At 68.9% G+C, this 14,303-nt stretch carries 11 protein-coding genes; 8 read left to right on the top strand and 3 right to left on the bottom strand.

Annotated elements, in window-relative coordinates; all coding sequences use genetic code 11:
- Positions 1-586: 586 nt before the first annotated feature.
- From RM788_RS39020 to RM788_RS39040, 5 genes are all read left to right on the top strand, one after another.
- Positions 587-1,348, top strand: a complete 762-nt coding sequence (locus tag RM788_RS39020) for a DeoR/GlpR family DNA-binding transcription regulator (RefSeq protein ID WP_106194736.1) — start codon at positions 587-589, stop codon at positions 1,346-1,348.
- A 105-nt stretch (positions 1,349-1,453) separates the two neighbouring features.
- Positions 1,454-2,815 (top strand): ABC transporter substrate-binding protein, encoded by a 1,362-nt coding sequence (locus tag RM788_RS39025; protein ID WP_315924654.1) that lies wholly within the window; start codon positions 1,454-1,456, stop codon positions 2,813-2,815.
- Positions 2,816-2,828: 13 nt separating this feature from the next.
- Positions 2,829-3,791, top strand: a complete 963-nt coding sequence (locus tag RM788_RS39030) for a carbohydrate ABC transporter permease (protein ID WP_315924656.1) — start codon at positions 2,829-2,831, stop codon at positions 3,789-3,791.
- A complete protein-coding gene (locus RM788_RS39035; RefSeq protein WP_315924658.1) occupies positions 3,791-4,603 on the top strand; it encodes a carbohydrate ABC transporter permease in 813 nt (270 codons plus the stop codon). The genes RM788_RS39030 and RM788_RS39035 overlap by 1 nt, the downstream gene beginning before the upstream one ends.
- Entirely contained in the window at positions 4,600-5,589 is a 990-nt protein-coding gene (locus tag RM788_RS39040; protein WP_315924660.1) for a zinc-dependent alcohol dehydrogenase family protein, read from the top strand. The genes RM788_RS39035 and RM788_RS39040 overlap by 4 nt, the downstream gene beginning before the upstream one ends.
- Before the next feature lie 104 nt (positions 5,590-5,693).
- Here RM788_RS39040 and RM788_RS39045 read toward each other — a convergent pair whose 3' ends face one another.
- The gene (locus RM788_RS39045; RefSeq protein ID WP_315924662.1) at positions 5,694-6,752 is read right to left on the bottom strand and encodes a hypothetical protein; all 1,059 of its coding nucleotides are present in this window, start codon (positions 6,750-6,752) and stop codon (positions 5,694-5,696) included.
- 169 nt (positions 6,753-6,921) lie between these two features.
- A complete protein-coding gene (locus RM788_RS39050; protein ID WP_315924664.1) occupies positions 6,922-7,578 on the bottom strand; it encodes a hypothetical protein in 657 nt (218 codons plus the stop codon).
- A gap of 404 nt (positions 7,579-7,982) precedes the next feature.
- On the opposite strand from RM788_RS39050, the gene RM788_RS39055 reads away from it, so the two are divergent.
- From RM788_RS39055 to RM788_RS39065, 3 genes are read left to right on the top strand one after another with little or no spacing between them, the layout of a single operon-like run.
- Complete coding sequence (locus RM788_RS39055; protein WP_315924666.1) at positions 7,983-8,930, top strand: amino acid ABC transporter permease; 948 nt, start codon at positions 7,983-7,985, stop codon at positions 8,928-8,930.
- A complete protein-coding gene (locus RM788_RS39060; RefSeq protein WP_315924668.1) occupies positions 8,927-9,691 on the top strand; it encodes an amino acid ABC transporter ATP-binding protein in 765 nt (254 codons plus the stop codon). Before RM788_RS39055 ends, RM788_RS39060 begins: the two co-directional genes overlap by 4 nt.
- A gap of 14 nt (positions 9,692-9,705) precedes the next feature.
- Positions 9,706-10,659, top strand: coding sequence for an ABC transporter substrate-binding protein (locus RM788_RS39065; RefSeq protein ID WP_315924670.1), 954 nt, complete (start codon positions 9,706-9,708; stop codon positions 10,657-10,659).
- Positions 10,660-10,773: 114 nt separating this feature from the next.
- Here RM788_RS39065 and RM788_RS39070 read toward each other — a convergent pair whose 3' ends face one another.
- Positions 10,774-14,235, bottom strand: a complete 3,462-nt coding sequence (locus RM788_RS39070; RefSeq protein WP_315924672.1) for a TM0106 family RecB-like putative nuclease — start codon at positions 14,233-14,235, stop codon at positions 10,774-10,776.
- Positions 14,236-14,303: the final 68 nt, after the last annotated feature.

Below are 14,303 nucleotides of genomic sequence, written 5' to 3' on the forward strand. Positions count from 1 at the left end.
TTTCGCCTGACGGGTGTTGGGTTCGGATGGTCTTCAACTGAATTGCGCCGCACAAGAGCACCGGGCCCCCGAGCCTCGACCTCCTCGGGGGCCCGGCCCGTGTGTTGGTCCACTGTTGAGTGTTTGTGGACGGTTGGTGCTGGACCTGTGGCGCCCGCGCCCGCGTGTAGCCCCTGCGGTCCGCTGTCTGGCTTCGACACCTCAACCGTGACCGTTCGGTCATTGGTTTGTTATGCTGGTTTTCGGGCCCCCTCAAGGTGATACCGATTGCATTCGGCACCGATCTGTTCTTGCGGGCTTCCGCGCAGGCGTATCAAGGAAGCCGGCGTTCGTGCTGGTGCGTCTGTTCGCGATCTTCCGGCACCCATCGGAACCAGTCAGCCGCAAGGGATTCGGGCAGGCTTTGCGTACCGAACGGGCAACGTTTGGCCAATAGGGGACGAAATAGGGGTGTTTCGGCTGGCCAAACGGGCCGGAATCGGGCATCTTCACACGTGCTGTGTCGCTGGCCACACTGTTTCCCCGGTGTTAAACCTATGAGCAGCCCGATCGGGCATCAGCGGTCCGAGCGGGCAGGAGGATGTGCATGCAGGCAGAAGAGCGTCAGCGCCGCATTCTCGCCCGTGCTCGGGCCGACGGGCGGGTCGACGTGGTCGACATCGCCGCCGAGCTCGGCGTGGCGCCGGAGACGGTCCGCAGGGACCTGAGGCTCCTCGACGACCACGGCCTTGTCCGTCGGACGCACGGTGGCGCTTTTCCCGTGGAGAGCGCGGGGTTCGAGACGGGCCTCGCGTTCAGGTCCGCGTCGATGGTGCCGGAGAAGCGGCGCATCGCGAAGGCTGCGGCGGATCGTCTCGCCGATGCCGAGACGGTGTTCGTGGACGAGGGTTTCACCCCGCAATTGGTGGCGGAATCCCTTCCCACGACGCACCCGTTGACGGTTGTGACGGCGTCGCTGCCCACGGCGGCGGCGTTGTCCGGGACGCCCTCGGTCACGGTTCTCCTGCTGGGCGGCCGCGTTCGCGGTCGCACACTGGCCACTGTGGACCACTGGGCGATCCGGATGCTCAGCGAGATGGTGATCGACCTGGCCTACATAGGGTCGAACGGCATCTCCCGCGAGCACGGCCTGACCACACCCGACCCCGTTGTCGGTGCGGTCAAGGCGCAAGCGGTGCAGGTCTCCCGGCGGAAGATCTTCGTCGGCGTCCACACCAAGTTCGGCGTGGCGAGCTTCAACCGGTTCGCCGCGATCTCGGATCTCGAAGCCATCATCACGGATTCCGGGCTACCCGCGGCTGAAGGTCACCGCTACGCCGCGCTGGGTCCGAAAGTTGTCAGAACCTGATCACAAGTTCCCCCGAGTGGTGCACCACGATCTTCGTGCCGTGGTGACCTGGCTGCTCGACGCCCTCATCCAGGGCAAGAATCGGTTAGATGGGAAGGAAAGACGATGACGTCATTCAGTTCTCGCCGCGTCGCCCGAGTGGCGGCAGCCGCGCTGGTGGCAGTCGGGGTCACGGCGTGCAGTGGCGCCGGTGGGGGTGGATCCACAGCGGACGGTTCGTCCATCAACGTCCTGATGGTCAACAACCCGCAGATGCAGGACATCCAGAAGCTGACCGCCGACAACTTCACCAAGCAGACCGGCATCAAGGTCAACTACACGGTGCTGCCCGAGAACGACGTCCGCGACAAGATCAGCCAGGACTTCTCCAGCCAGGCCGGTCAGTACGACGTCGCGACGATCAGCAACTACGAGACGCCCATCTACGCCAAGAACAACTGGCTCGCGCCGCTCGACGACTTCATCTCGAAGGACAGCGGCTTCGACCAGAACGACATCCTGGAGCCCATCCGGCAGTCGCTGACCGCCGCTGACGGCAAGGTCTACGCGGAGCCGTTCTACGGCGAGTCGTCGTTCCTCATGTACCGCAAGGACGTCTTCGAGGCCAAGAACCTCACGATGCCCGAGAAGCCGACCTGGCAGCAGGTCGCCGACCTCGCGGCGCAGCTGGACGGTGCCGAGCCGGGCATGAAGGGCATCTGCCTGCGCGGCCAGCCGGGCTGGGGCCAGGTCATGGCGCCGCTCACCACCGTGGTCAACACCTTCGGCGGCACCTGGTTCACCAAGGACTGGCAGGCGCAGGTCAACTCGCCGGAGTTCAAGGAAGCCACCAAGTTCTACGTCGACCTGGTCCGCGCCCACGGTGAGGCCGGCGCCCCGCAGGCCGGGTTCGCCGAGTGCCTGAACAACATGACGCAGGGCAAGGTCGCGATGTGGTACGACGCCACGTCCGCCGCCGGTCTCCTCGAGGCCAACGACTCCCCGGTCAAGGGCAAGCTCGCCTTCGCGCAGGCTCCCGTGAACAAGACCGAGGCCTCGCAGTGGCTCTACACCTGGGCGTTCGGCGTCCAGAAGGCCAGCAAGAACCAGGACGCCGCCTGGAAGTTCATCTCCTGGGCGTCGGGCAAGGACTACGAGAAGCTGGTCGGCACGTCGCTGGGCTGGTCGAAGGCGCCTGACGGCAAGCGCTCCTCCACCTACCAGAACCCGGACTACCTGGCCGCGGGCACCTCGTTCGCCAAGCAGGCCGAAGCGGCCATCAAGGGCGCCAAGCCGAACGACCCCGGCGTGCAGCCGAGGCCCGCGAGCGGCATCCAGTTCGTCGGCATCCCCGAGTTCACCGACCTCGGAACCCAGGTGTCGCAGCAGATCAGCTCCGCCATCGCCGGTTCGACTTCCGTGGACGACGCCCTGACCGCGGGGCAGGCACTCGCGGAGAAGGTCGCCGAGAAGTACCGCGCCAAGTAGCAGGGAGCCCGCGATGAGCCTCGACACGGCCCCACCACCGGCACGACAGCAGCGGCGGGCGACCCCGCCCGCTCCGAAGGGTCTCAGCGCGGCAGCGCGCTGGGCCCGTCGGGCACCCCTCCTACCGGCGCTGATCTTCACCATCGTCATGACCCAGTTGCCCTTCGTGGCGACGCTGGTCATCTCGGTGCTGCGCTGGAACTCGCTCGACCCCGACAACCGCGGGTTCGCCGGGTTCGACAACTACGCGGCGGTGTTCACCGACGCGAACCTCAGATCGTCGATCTTCACGACGGTCATCCTCACCGTCGTGGTGGTGGTGGTCTGCCTGGTCCTCGGTCTTGGTCTGGCGCTGTTGCTGGACCAGAAGTTCTTCGGCCGCGGACTCGTCAGAACGATGCTCATCGCGCCGTTCCTGGTCGTCCCGGTGGCCGCGGCGCTGCTCTGGAAGCACGCGCTCTTCAACCCCGAGTACGGCCTGTTCAACGGTGCCATCACGTGGTTGTGGAGCCTGTTCGGAGCGAGCAACCCGCCGCAGCCCGAGTGGATCAGCGACATGCCGCTGATCGCCGTCGAGGCCTCGCTGGTGTGGCAGTGGACGCCGTTCATGATGCTGATCCTGCTGGCGGGCCTGCAGAGCAGGCCGATGGACGTGGTCGAGGCCGCGCGCATCGACGGTGCGACGGCGTGGCAGATCTTCCGCTACCTGACGTTCCCGCACCTGCGCCAGTACCTGGAGCTCGGCGGTCTGCTCGGATCGATCTACATCGTGCAGAACTTCGACGCGGTCTTCACCATCACCTCGGGTGGTCTGGGCACGGCGAACCTGCCGTACACGATCTACCAGACCTTCTACCAGGCGCACGACTACGGGCAGGCGTCCGCGGCCGGTGTCGTGGTGGTCATCGGGTCGCTCATCATCGCCAACTTCGCGTTGCGCGTGGTGTCGTCCCTGCTGAAGGACGAGGTGAAGTGATGCGCAGGCTTGTCGGTGTGGCCGCTTGGTTCTCGGCGATCCTCTTCTTCGCGCCGGTCGCGTGGATGGTGTTGACCTCGCTGCACAGCGAGCCCGACGCCGCCACGAACCCGCCGTCGCTGGGAGCGGGTCTGACGTTGCAGGGTTACGAGGAGTTCTTCGGCGCGGCCACGGGCCAGTCCCCGTGGCCGCCGCTGATCAACTCGTTCAGCGCCAGCATCGGCTCCACGATCATCGTGCTGCTGCTGGCGATCCCCGCGGCGTACGCGCTCTCCATCAAGAAGGTGGAGAAGTGGACGGACGTCATGTTCTTCTTCCTCTCCACCAAGATGCTGCCGGTTGTCGCGGGCCTGCTGCCGATCTACCTGGTCGCGCAGTTCACCGGGACGCTCGACAACATCTCGTTCCTGGTGGTCCTGTACACCGCCATGAACCTGCCCATCGCCGTGTGGCTGATGCGCTCGTTCCTCGCGGAGGTGCCGCCGGAGATCCTGGAAGCGGCGTCGATCGACGGAGCCGGTCTCGTCACGACGCTGCGCCGGGTGGTGGCGCCGATCGCCATGCCGGGCATCGCCGCGACGGCGTTGATCTGCTTCATCTTCAGCTGGAACGAACTGCTGTTCGCCAGGGTGCTCACCGGTGTCGTCGCCGGTACCGCCCCGGTGTTCCTCACGGGCTTCGTCACCAGCCAGGGCCTGTTCCTGGCCAAGGTGTGCGCCGCGGCGACGGTGGTGTCCCTCCCGGTGCTCATCGCCGGGTTCGCCGCCCAGGACAAGTTGGTCCAGGGCTTGTCGCTAGGAGCCGTCAAGTGAAGGCTGTCGTGATCACCGGCATCGGTCAGCTCGAGGTGACCGAGGTCCCCGATCCGAAGGCGGGACCGCGCGAGGTGGTCGTCGACGTGTCGGCCTGCGGGCTGTGCGGAACGGATCTGCACATCCTCCAGGGCGAGTTCGCCCCGACCCTCCCGGTGATCCCCGGCCACGAGTTCGCGGGCGTCATCGTGGAGATCGGCAAGGACGTCACCGAGGTGGCGGTCGGCGACCGCGTGGCCGTCGACCCGTCGCTGTACTGCCACGAGTGCCGGATGTGCCGCCTCGGCCGCAACAACCTGTGCGAGCGGTGGAACGCGATCGGCGTGTCCGTCTCGGGCGGTGCCGCGGAGTTCGCGGTGGCGCCGGTGGCGAACTGCGTGAAGCTGCCGGAGCACGTGCGGACCGAGGACGCGGCGCTCATCGAGCCGCTGTCCTGCGCCGTAAGGGGCTACGACATCCTGCGCTCGCAGCTGGCGAGCCGGGTGCTCATCTACGGCTCGGGCACCATGGGCCTGATGATGCTGCAACTGGGCAAGCTGACCGGTGCGGCGAGCATCGAGATGGTCGACATCAACACCGACCGGCTGGCCACGGCGAAGCAGCTGGGCGTCACGGCCACGGCCACGACGGCGGACGAGCTGGACCGCCCGAAGGGCTGGGACGTCGTGATCGACGCCACCGGCAACGAGCGGGCGATCCAGGACGGCCTCGGCCGGGTCGCGAAGGGCGGCACGTTCCTCCAGTTCGGCGTGTCGGACTACTCGGCGCGGGCGACGATCGAGCCGTACAAGATCTACAACCAGGAGATCACGATCACCGGCTCGATGGCGGTGCTGCACTCGTTCGAACGAGCGGCGGACCTTTTCGCCACCGGCGTGCTGGACCCGAACATCTTCATCAGCGACCGGCTCCCGCTCGACGACTACGCGGCGGCCATCGACCAGTTCAAGGCGGGCGAGGGCAGGAAGATCCAGGTCCTGCCCTGACCCGATGAGCGCTCGGCGGGGGCTTTCCCCGCCGCACAACGGAAGCCCGTCGGCCGAAGAGGCCGGTGGGCTTCCGTTTTCGTTGTGCGGCAACGGGAACGCGGTCAGGCGGCGTGCTTCCCGCGCTTGCGGGGTCCGCGCATGCTGAACACCACGACGCCGCCCGCGGTGAACAGGCAGAGCCCGAACAGCAGCGGGATCGCCACCGAGGCGCCGGTGGTGGGCAGGTTCTTGTCGTCGGCGATCACCACGACGTCGCTCCGGGTGGTCGAGGTCGACGCGGGGGACGACGTCGTGCCGCGCGTGGTCGACGTGCCGGGGATCTCCTCCGCCGACGATGACGACGAACCGGTGGACGACGCGCTGGTGGACGACGCGCTGGTGGACGACCCTGTGGACGTCGAGGAGGAGCTGCCCGGTGCCGTCTCCGACCCGGTGGACGTCCTCTCGGACCCGATCACGGGCGGCTCGACCAGGCTGACCAGCGGCGGCACCAGGGCGAACGACGTGCTGGTCCCGGTGGCGGTGGTCGGAGCCGCGGACCCGGCAGGCGGCTCGACGACGACCGGCGGCGCGCTCGACGTGGTCGTGGTGGTCGTCGAACTGGACGTCACGACCGGCGGCGGTGGCGGGGGAGGAGTGGTCGTGGTGGTGGTCGGCAGGGTCGTCGTCGTGGTGGCCGTCGTGCTCGCGGGAGTCGAGGTGGAGGCCCAGGGGAACCCGAAGACCGGCGACTGCCCGGTCCGGGTCTGCGAGGCGGCGGCGCCCTGCGGGCACGGGGGCTGCTGGACCGTCCGCTCGAACGAGAACCCCTTGTCGCCGGTCCGGTCGTCACCCGCCCGCACGACCACGCGGTACTGGTGCGCCGCGGTGCCCGACCTGCTCCACGCGTTGCGGTAGGACGACCCGAACGCCCGGTTCTCCAGGGTCTGCCCGCCGTCCGCGACGCCGATCGTGTTGGTCACCCGGCCGTTGTAGTCGCGGACCTCCACGACCAGCACGGCCCGACCGTCCACGCAGCTCGTCTTCACCGTGGGCGTGTGCGCGTCCGCCGGGTCGACGAAGCCGAACCAGACGACCGCGGTGGTCCCGATCAGCGCGAGCGCGCCGAGAGCGCGCCGCGCCGTCCGCGTGGCCGCGTCGTCCGAGCGCGCGTGACCCATGGTGGTGCTCCTGTCGTGGTCCGTACGGCGGGCATCGCGGACCGCCACCCTTCTGTACGGAAACACCCATGTACCTGTTCACGCCGATCGATGGGCCGATCAGGTGAAAGTCGGTCACTGTCCGAACACATCGCGGCAGGTCGGGAGCTTCCTGACCGATCAAGGCCCGCTAGTCGGCCCTGCGCCTCCGCCTGCCGGTGAAGAGGATCACCACGACCGCGCTGACCAGGCAGAGCCCGAGCAGCAGCGGGATGGCGACGGACGCGCTCGGTCCGGACAGATCGCTCTTGCTGCCGAGCGGGATGATCCCGGTGTTCGTCGTCGGCGGGGTCGACGAGGTCGACTCAGGGCCGGAGGAGGCCGTGGAGCTACTCGCAGTGGTCGTGGTGGTCGTCGTAGTGGTCGTGGTCGGACTCGCGGCGGTGGTCGTCGTGACGGGCGCGGGAGGCGGGCTGGGCGGCGGGGGCGTGGCGCAGGCCGCGGTCTTGACCTCCCGGACGAACGACAGCCGGACGTTGTCCGGCGCCCTGAACGTCACCAGGAACGTGTGCGGCACGTCCGCCGGTCGCGGGAACGTCCCCAGGTACTCCTGGCTGAACTCGCGGCTCTCCAGGACGAACGTGCCGTCCTGGACCTTCACGGTGTTCTTCACCCTGCCGTAGCCCCGCAGGACGACCGAGAGGACCGCGCCGTCCGCCCCGCACGCCGCCGTCACGTCGGCCGTCACGGCCGACGCGGGTGCGGCCGTCGCCAGGCACGCGACGGCCGCCGTGGTCGCCACCACGGCGAGGCCGAGCGCCGTGCGGGCGAGGCGGGCGAACTCCATGGGTCACTCCAGTGCGGGTCGGCTCGGTTCCACTAGGCAATACGGACCGCACCTACCTGCTGTTCACCGACGACGCTGGGCCATTCGAGTGAGAGAAAACGGTGTCAACCGCCGAGGCGGGGCATTTCACCAGATGGGCGATCCACGCGCAGTGCGCCGGAAGTCTTGTCCGTCCGTTCCCGGCGTGGCTACGGTTCGGTTCGCCACCACCTGAACCACCGCGAACGGAGAGCGCTCATGGCAGTCCTGTGCTCCCGCCGCCACGTGGACCTCGGGCGCGTCAGCAGCGCCATCTGTCCGAGCCGCATCCGCCAGGGCAGCTGAGCCCCACCTCCCGCCTCCCCTGAACCCGGCCGGCCTCGGCCGTCGGGTCTCTTCGCCGCACCCCGGCCCAAGGACCCCCCATGAGCGTTTCCGCGCGGCCGTTGGTGGCCGTCCCCGACAACGAGACCGACCTGGCCTCGTTGGAGGTCGTGCCGTCCCGCCACCCGTGGCGCTGGGTCGGCGTCGCCGTCGTGCTGGTGCTGCTGGCCCAGTTCGTGCACGGCCTGGTGACCAACACCGGCTGGGACTGGCCGACGTTCCGGCAGTACTTCACCGCCGACTCCATCCTGCGCGCGGTGGGCGTCACCATCCAGCTCACCGCGTACGGCACCGTCCTCGGGTTCGCGCTGGGCGTGGTGCTGGCGCTGATGCGGCTGTCGAAGAGCCCGTTCCTCCAGGTGGTCAGCTGGACCTACGTGTGGGCGTTCCGCTCCATCCCGCTGATCGTGCAGCTGCTGTTCTGGTTCAACATCGCCTACCTCTACCAGCGCTTCGACTTCGGCGTCCCCTTCGGACCGTCGTTCTTCTCCTTCGACACCAAGGACCTCATCGGCCCGATGACCGCCGCGGTCCTCGGACTGGCGCTGCACCAGGCCGCCTACGCCGCCGAGATCGTGCGGTCGGGCATCATCGCCGTCGACCACGGCCAGCTGGAGGCGGCCGCCGCGCTCGGCATCCCGCGGCTGCGCCAGTTCCGCAGGATCGTGCTGCCGCAGGCGATGCGCTCGATCCTGCCCAACGCCGCCAACGAGGTCATCAGCCTCTTCAAGGGCACGTCGGTGGTGTCCGTCATGGCGATCGGCGAGCTGTTCTACCAGGCGCAGGTCATCTACGGCCGCAACGCGCGGGTCGTCGCGCTGCTCATGGTCGCCACCGTCTGGTACATCGCCATGACCACGCTGCTGTCGGTCGCGCAGTACTACGTCGAACGCCACTACGCCAAGGGGGCGCTGCGCAACGTGCCGCCGACACCGCTGCAACGCGTCCGCTCCCAGTACGCGGTCCTGCGCGCCAAGGCCGCCCGATGAGCGCCGCGATGGTCGACCTGCGCGGCGTCCACAAGAGCTTCGGCACCCTGGAGGTGCTCAAGGGCGTCGACCTGCGCGTGGACGCGGGCGAGGTGGTGGTGGTCCTCGGCCCGTCGGGCTCCGGCAAGTCCACGCTGCTGCGCACCATCAACCACCTGGAGAAGGTGGACCAGGGCTACGTCAGCATCGACGGCGACCTGCTGGGCTACCGCCGCGCGGGCAACCGCCTGCACGAGCTCAAGGAACGCGAGATCCTCAAGCAGCGCACCCACATCGGTTTCGTCTTCCAGAACTTCAACCTCTTCCCGCACCTCACCGCGCTGGAGAACGTCGCGGAAGCCCCGCTTTCGGCCCAGCGCAGGAACAGGAGGGACGTCCACGCCGCCGCCGTCCGCCTCCTCGCCCGCGTCGGCCTGTCCGACAAGGAGAACGCCTACCCCAGGCAGCTCTCCGGCGGCCAGCAGCAGCGCGTCGCCATCGCCCGCGCACTGGCCCTGGAACCGAAGCTCCTGCTGTTCGACGAGCCGACGTCGGCGCTCGACCCGGAACTCGTCGGCGAGGTCCTCGACGTCATCAAGGACCTCGCCCGCACCGGCACCACCATGATCGTCGTCACCCACGAGATCGGCTTCGCCCGCGAGGTCGCCGACCGCGTGGTCTTCATGGACGACGGCCTCGTCGTCGAGCAGGGCCCACCCGGCGAACTGCTCGACCACCCCACCCACCCGCGCACCCGCGCCTTCCTGTCCAAAGTGCTGTGAAGATGGAGAATCCCTTGTCACGAGCCAGAACGATCCCCGCCGTAGCGGCACTGCTGCTCCTGCTCTCGGCCTGCGGCGGTGCCACCGGCGCCGTGACCGAGGACCAGGTCGTGTCCGAGGGCAAGGTCATCAACCTCAGCGCCGACCAGAAGCGGGTCAGCGCCACCAAGGACGACGCGATCGCCGCCCAGGTCCCGGAAGCCGTTCGCGCGGCCGGGAAGATCACCATCGGCGGCTCGGCGGGTACCGCTCCGCCGCTGCGGTTCTACGCCACGGACGACAAGACCCCGATCGGCGTGGAGACGGACATCGCCGTGCTGGTGGCCCAGGTCCTCGGGCTGGAACCGCAGTTGGAGGTGTCCTCCTGGGAGAACCTGTTCGTGGGGCTGGATTCCGGTGCTTACCAGTTGGGTCTGTCCAACATCACGGTCACCGAGGCGCGCAAGGAGAAGTACGACTTCGCCACCTACCGGTTGGACACCCTGGCGTTCGAGGCGAAGAAGGGGGCGGGCTGGAAGGTGAGCGGGCCCGCTGATGTGGCGGGCAAGGTCATCGCGGTGGGTTCGGGGACGAACCAGGAGAAGATCCTCGTCGACTGGTCGAAGCAGAACGAGGCCAAGGGGTTGAAGCCGACGGACATCAAGTACTTCCAGAACTCGTCGGACTACTACCTGGCGTTGGAGTCCGGGCGGATCGAGGCTTACCTGGGGCCGAACCCGACCTCGGCTTACCACGTGGCGACGTCGGGGAAGACCGAGATCATCGGGAGCTTCTCCGGTGGTGGTGAGATCGTGGGCAAGATCGCGGCTACGACGAAGAAGGACAGCGGGTTGGTGAAGCCGGTGGCGGATGCGCTGAATCTGTTGATCCAGAACGGGAAGTACGGGGAGGTGCTGGAGAGGTGGGGGCTGGCTAGTGAGGCTGTGCCTGCGTCGGAGATCAATCCGCCTGGGTTGCCGAAGAGCTGACGTCGCGGTGGCCCGACCGTCCGCACCAGGTCGGGCCACCACGCACTCGAACCTTAAGCACCGAAATCCTCACGAGGTCATAGCTCTTCCTCATACACCGAGCCGATGGCCTGATCAGCTCAACGTCCAGCGCCGCGCCCCGTTCATCAACCCGATCATCCCCGACACCAGCCGCATCTGCTCCACGCCGCGGATGTCCGCTTCCACCAACCTCGGCGAGCACACCAGCACCGCGACCGCTTGAGCCCGTGACAACGCCACGTTCAACCGGTTGCGGGACAACAGGAAGTCCAGCCCGCGAGGCAGGTCCACCGCAGCGGACGACGTCATGGTCGCGACCACGACGGGTGCCTCCTGGCCCTGGAACTTGTCCACGGTCCCCACCCGCACCTCGTCGTACCCGGCCTGCTCCAAGGCCCGTCGCACCACCCGCACCTGGAGGTTGTAGGGCGCGACCACCAGGACGTCCTCCTCGACCAACGGGCGGGAAGTCCCCTGGTCGGTCCACGTCCGCCCCATCAGGGACCGCACCACGGCCACCACCTCGGAGGCTTCCTCCGGTGAGCTGGTGATGTTGTGCGAGTGGTCCACCAGGTTGAGGTACAGCCCCGATTCCACCTCGGCCACCGACCGGTCGGCCGCTGTTGGGTGCGCGTGCAGCCGGCCCGCGTAGGACAGTCGTGACACGGGGTCGCAGACGTTCGGGTGCATCCGTCGTGACTGGTCCATGAAGTAGCCCAGTGCGGGGGGGATGACGTCGGCGTCGCCGAGGAGGTGGCCCAGCGCCGAGGCGTCCGCGCCCGCCGGGTGGGTGCCCTGGACGACCTGCGGCAGCTGCTGCGGGTCGCCGAGCAGCACGAGGTTGCGCGTGCATGTGGACACGGCCAGTGCGTCCGCCAGTGCGAACTGGCCCGCCTCGTCGATGATCAGCACGTCGAACGGCTGCTCGCGCATCGCCGAGTTCGAGAACGTCCACGCGGTGCCGCCGACGAGGTGGCCGCCGCCCTGCTCGTTGCGCCACCGGACCATCGCGGGGTTGTCGCGGGGCTGTTCCCACTCGCAGTCCTTGGCGGGCTTGCCCTTCGCCTTCTTGGCGCAGGGGATCGGCACGCCCAGTTCGCGCCCGGCGGCCTTCGCGGCCGACAGCACGTTCTCCACGGCCTTGTGGCTGGTCGAGGTGACCGCGACGCTCTTGCCGCGCTTGATCAGGTGCGCGATCAACCGCCCGGCCAAGTACGTCTTGCCCGCGCCGGGTGGTCCCTGGACGGCCAGGGTGGAGCCGTCCAGCAGGTCCACGGCGCGGATCACGGCGGCGACCAGGTCCTCGCCCTGCGGCAGCGTCCCGGACACCAGCCGCGGCGGGATCCGGCGGAGCAGGTCGATGCCCGGATGCGGGGGCAGCACGGGGAGCACGTCCACGACGGACTGCGCCAGCTCGTAGACCGCGTCGTCCTTCGGCGCGGGTTTCACCGGGTCGCCGGGCAGGATCGCGATGGGGCGCAACGAGTCCAGCTCGTCCGGTTTGACGCTCTCCAGCAGCACCACGCCACCCGCGGACTCCGACACGACCTCGGCCTTGCGGGTCCAGCTGTTCGGGTTGCCGGGGTAGAGCAGCCGCACCTGCTCGCCGTGGCCGAACGGGTGCGGGCGGTCCGGGTCGCACACCGCGTGCACCTCGCGCTTGGCGTTGCGCACCCGCCCGCTGGGCATCACCCAGTCGTCCGTGCGCACGGACACCGGGACAGCGCAGGTGTTGTCGACCTCCAGGTCCGGCAGCGGCGCCCCGACCTGGCGGAAGAAGTCCCACCACGCCGGGTTCGTCTCGCGCCGGTGGTACCCGACGGCGGCGGCCAGCAGGGCGCGGGCCTTCTCGTCCTCGGTGGCGTCCGCGGGGTTGTCCGGCAGCCCCTCCATCAGCGGGTCCACCACCGCGGCCAGCTTCGCCGCGCGCTCGGCCCGGCGCTCGGCGGCCAGCTCCTCGGCCGTGTCGTTGATCAGCGTGTCCATCGCGGACTGGTCGGGCACGTGCGGCTCGATGCCCGCCTCGGCGCGGGCGTCCAGCAGGAACCGGTACAACCGGTGCGTGGACACGCAGTCGTAGGTGTTGTACTCCTTGATCCCGTCCAGCACGGCGGCCGCCTGCTCGGTGTCGCCGAGTTCCAGCAGCGTCAGGTACTCCTCGTACGCCTCGATGCTGGACACCGCGTTCTTCACCTCGCCGGACCGCGCCTCCGGCATGTAGAGCGGCTCCAGGTACTTGATGGAGTACGACCGCTGGGAGATCCGCAACGCCTTGCGCACCACCGCGTACAGGTCTACCAGCGCGCCCGTGCGCAGCAGCGTGTCGACCGCCTCCTCGCGGGTCCCGTGCAGCGCCGCCAACCGCTTGAGCGCGCTGACCTCGTACGGCGCGTAGTGGTACACGTGGCTGCCGGGGTGGGCGAGCATCCGCTCCAGCGCGAAGTCGACGAACCCCTCGAACGCCGCCTTCTCCTGCGACCTGCTGTGAGCCCAGAACGGGGTGAACACGTCCCCGTGGGTGATCGCGCCGAACAGGTACTCCAGCCCTTCCCCGGCCAGGGCGAAGGGATCGCCCTCCATGTCGAAGAACACGTCGCCGGGGCTCGGGTCGGGCAGGGTGGACAGCACGTCGGGCGACAGCACCTCGTAGGCGACCTTGCCCGTCGGGTCGTCCAGGGTCCGGGAGTTGTCCTGGATGACCTGCAACGCCGCCTGCGAGCGCAGCGAGCCGAACGTGGCCGCCGACATGTCGGCCGGCCGGTCGTTGGCGGTCGCGTTGGCCAGCGCGTCGATGGTGGCCAGCCCCGCCGCCGTCAGCTTGCGCCGCTGGTCGGTCCGCATCCCCGCCACCAGCGACAGGTCGCGCGCGGCCTCCCGGCCGGTGGAGCAGGAGCGGGCGAACTTGCACGTCGCGCAAGCGGGTCGTTCGTCGGCCCACAGGCGGGCGGGCAGGGCGGCGGGGACCGCGAGCCGGGTCCGCAGCCGGGTGCGCAGGTGGTCGACCAGCGGCAGGAAGTCGGCCACGGCGAACGTGTGCGTGTTGTCGTCGCCCAGCAGCAGGTGCATCGACGGACCGGTCGGGTGGCCCGCCCGGCGCAGCGCGTCGGCGTAGGCGGTCAGCTGGAGCACGGCCGCGGGGGTCGCGTGCCGGGCGAGCTTGGTGTCGTGCGGCTCGTAGCCCTCCGGGGAGGCGATCACGAAGTCCGCGCGGCCGTAGAACCCGTCGTCGTAGAACACGGCCTGGTAGACGGCTGGCGCGCCGGACTCCAGCGCGGCGCGGGTCTCCTCGGCGGCTTCGGCGAGTGCGTCGTGCCGGGGCGCGGGGATCCCGATCTCGACCAGTCCGCCGCCGAAGCGCTCCCGCAAGCGCGCCAGCGCCGCCTGCTCGTGGGCGAGGCCGTGCTTGGTGATCAACGTCGCACCCGTGCTGTCCGATTCGGGCACACCGGGGATCCGGGCCGCCAGCGCGTGGTTCAGGGTGCTGCGGTGCTCGCATTCCAGCAGGTCGACCAGGTCCGTCGGCGAGATGACCAGGCCGGCCTCCGTGGTGAGCATCCCGGCAGTATCGCGGTCGGCACCGCCGCGCTCGTGGACGCCCTGCCCCGCGTGTCGGCTTCACGTAG

The sequence above is a fragment of the Umezawaea sp. Da 62-37 genome (assembly GCF_032460545.1).
Taxonomy (GTDB): domain Bacteria; phylum Actinomycetota; class Actinomycetes; order Mycobacteriales; family Pseudonocardiaceae; genus Umezawaea.

Excerpts from the sequence above, each read along its gene's own strand:
- RM788_RS39020 (WP_106194736.1), top strand. The coding sequence starts at position 587 with ATGCAGGCAGAAGAGCGTCAGCGCCGCATTCTCGCCCGTGCTCGGGCC.
- RM788_RS39025 (WP_315924654.1), top strand. The coding sequence starts at position 1,454 with ATGACGTCATTCAGTTCTCGCCGCGTCGCCCGAGTGGCGGCAGCCGCG.
- RM788_RS39030 (WP_315924656.1), top strand. The coding sequence starts at position 2,829 with ATGAGCCTCGACACGGCCCCACCACCGGCACGACAGCAGCGGCGGGCG.
- RM788_RS39035 (WP_315924658.1), top strand. The coding sequence starts at position 3,791 with ATGCGCAGGCTTGTCGGTGTGGCCGCTTGGTTCTCGGCGATCCTCTTC.
- RM788_RS39045 (WP_315924662.1), bottom strand. The coding sequence starts at position 6,752 with ATGGGTCACGCGCGCTCGGACGACGCGGCCACGCGGACGGCGCGGCGC.
- RM788_RS39050 (WP_315924664.1), bottom strand. The coding sequence starts at position 7,578 with ATGGAGTTCGCCCGCCTCGCCCGCACGGCGCTCGGCCTCGCCGTGGTG.
- RM788_RS39055 (WP_315924666.1), top strand. The coding sequence starts at position 7,983 with ATGAGCGTTTCCGCGCGGCCGTTGGTGGCCGTCCCCGACAACGAGACC.
- RM788_RS39060 (WP_315924668.1), top strand. The coding sequence starts at position 8,927 with ATGAGCGCCGCGATGGTCGACCTGCGCGGCGTCCACAAGAGCTTCGGC.
- RM788_RS39070 (WP_315924672.1), bottom strand. The coding sequence starts at position 14,235 with ATGCTCACCACGGAGGCCGGCCTGGTCATCTCGCCGACGGACCTGGTC.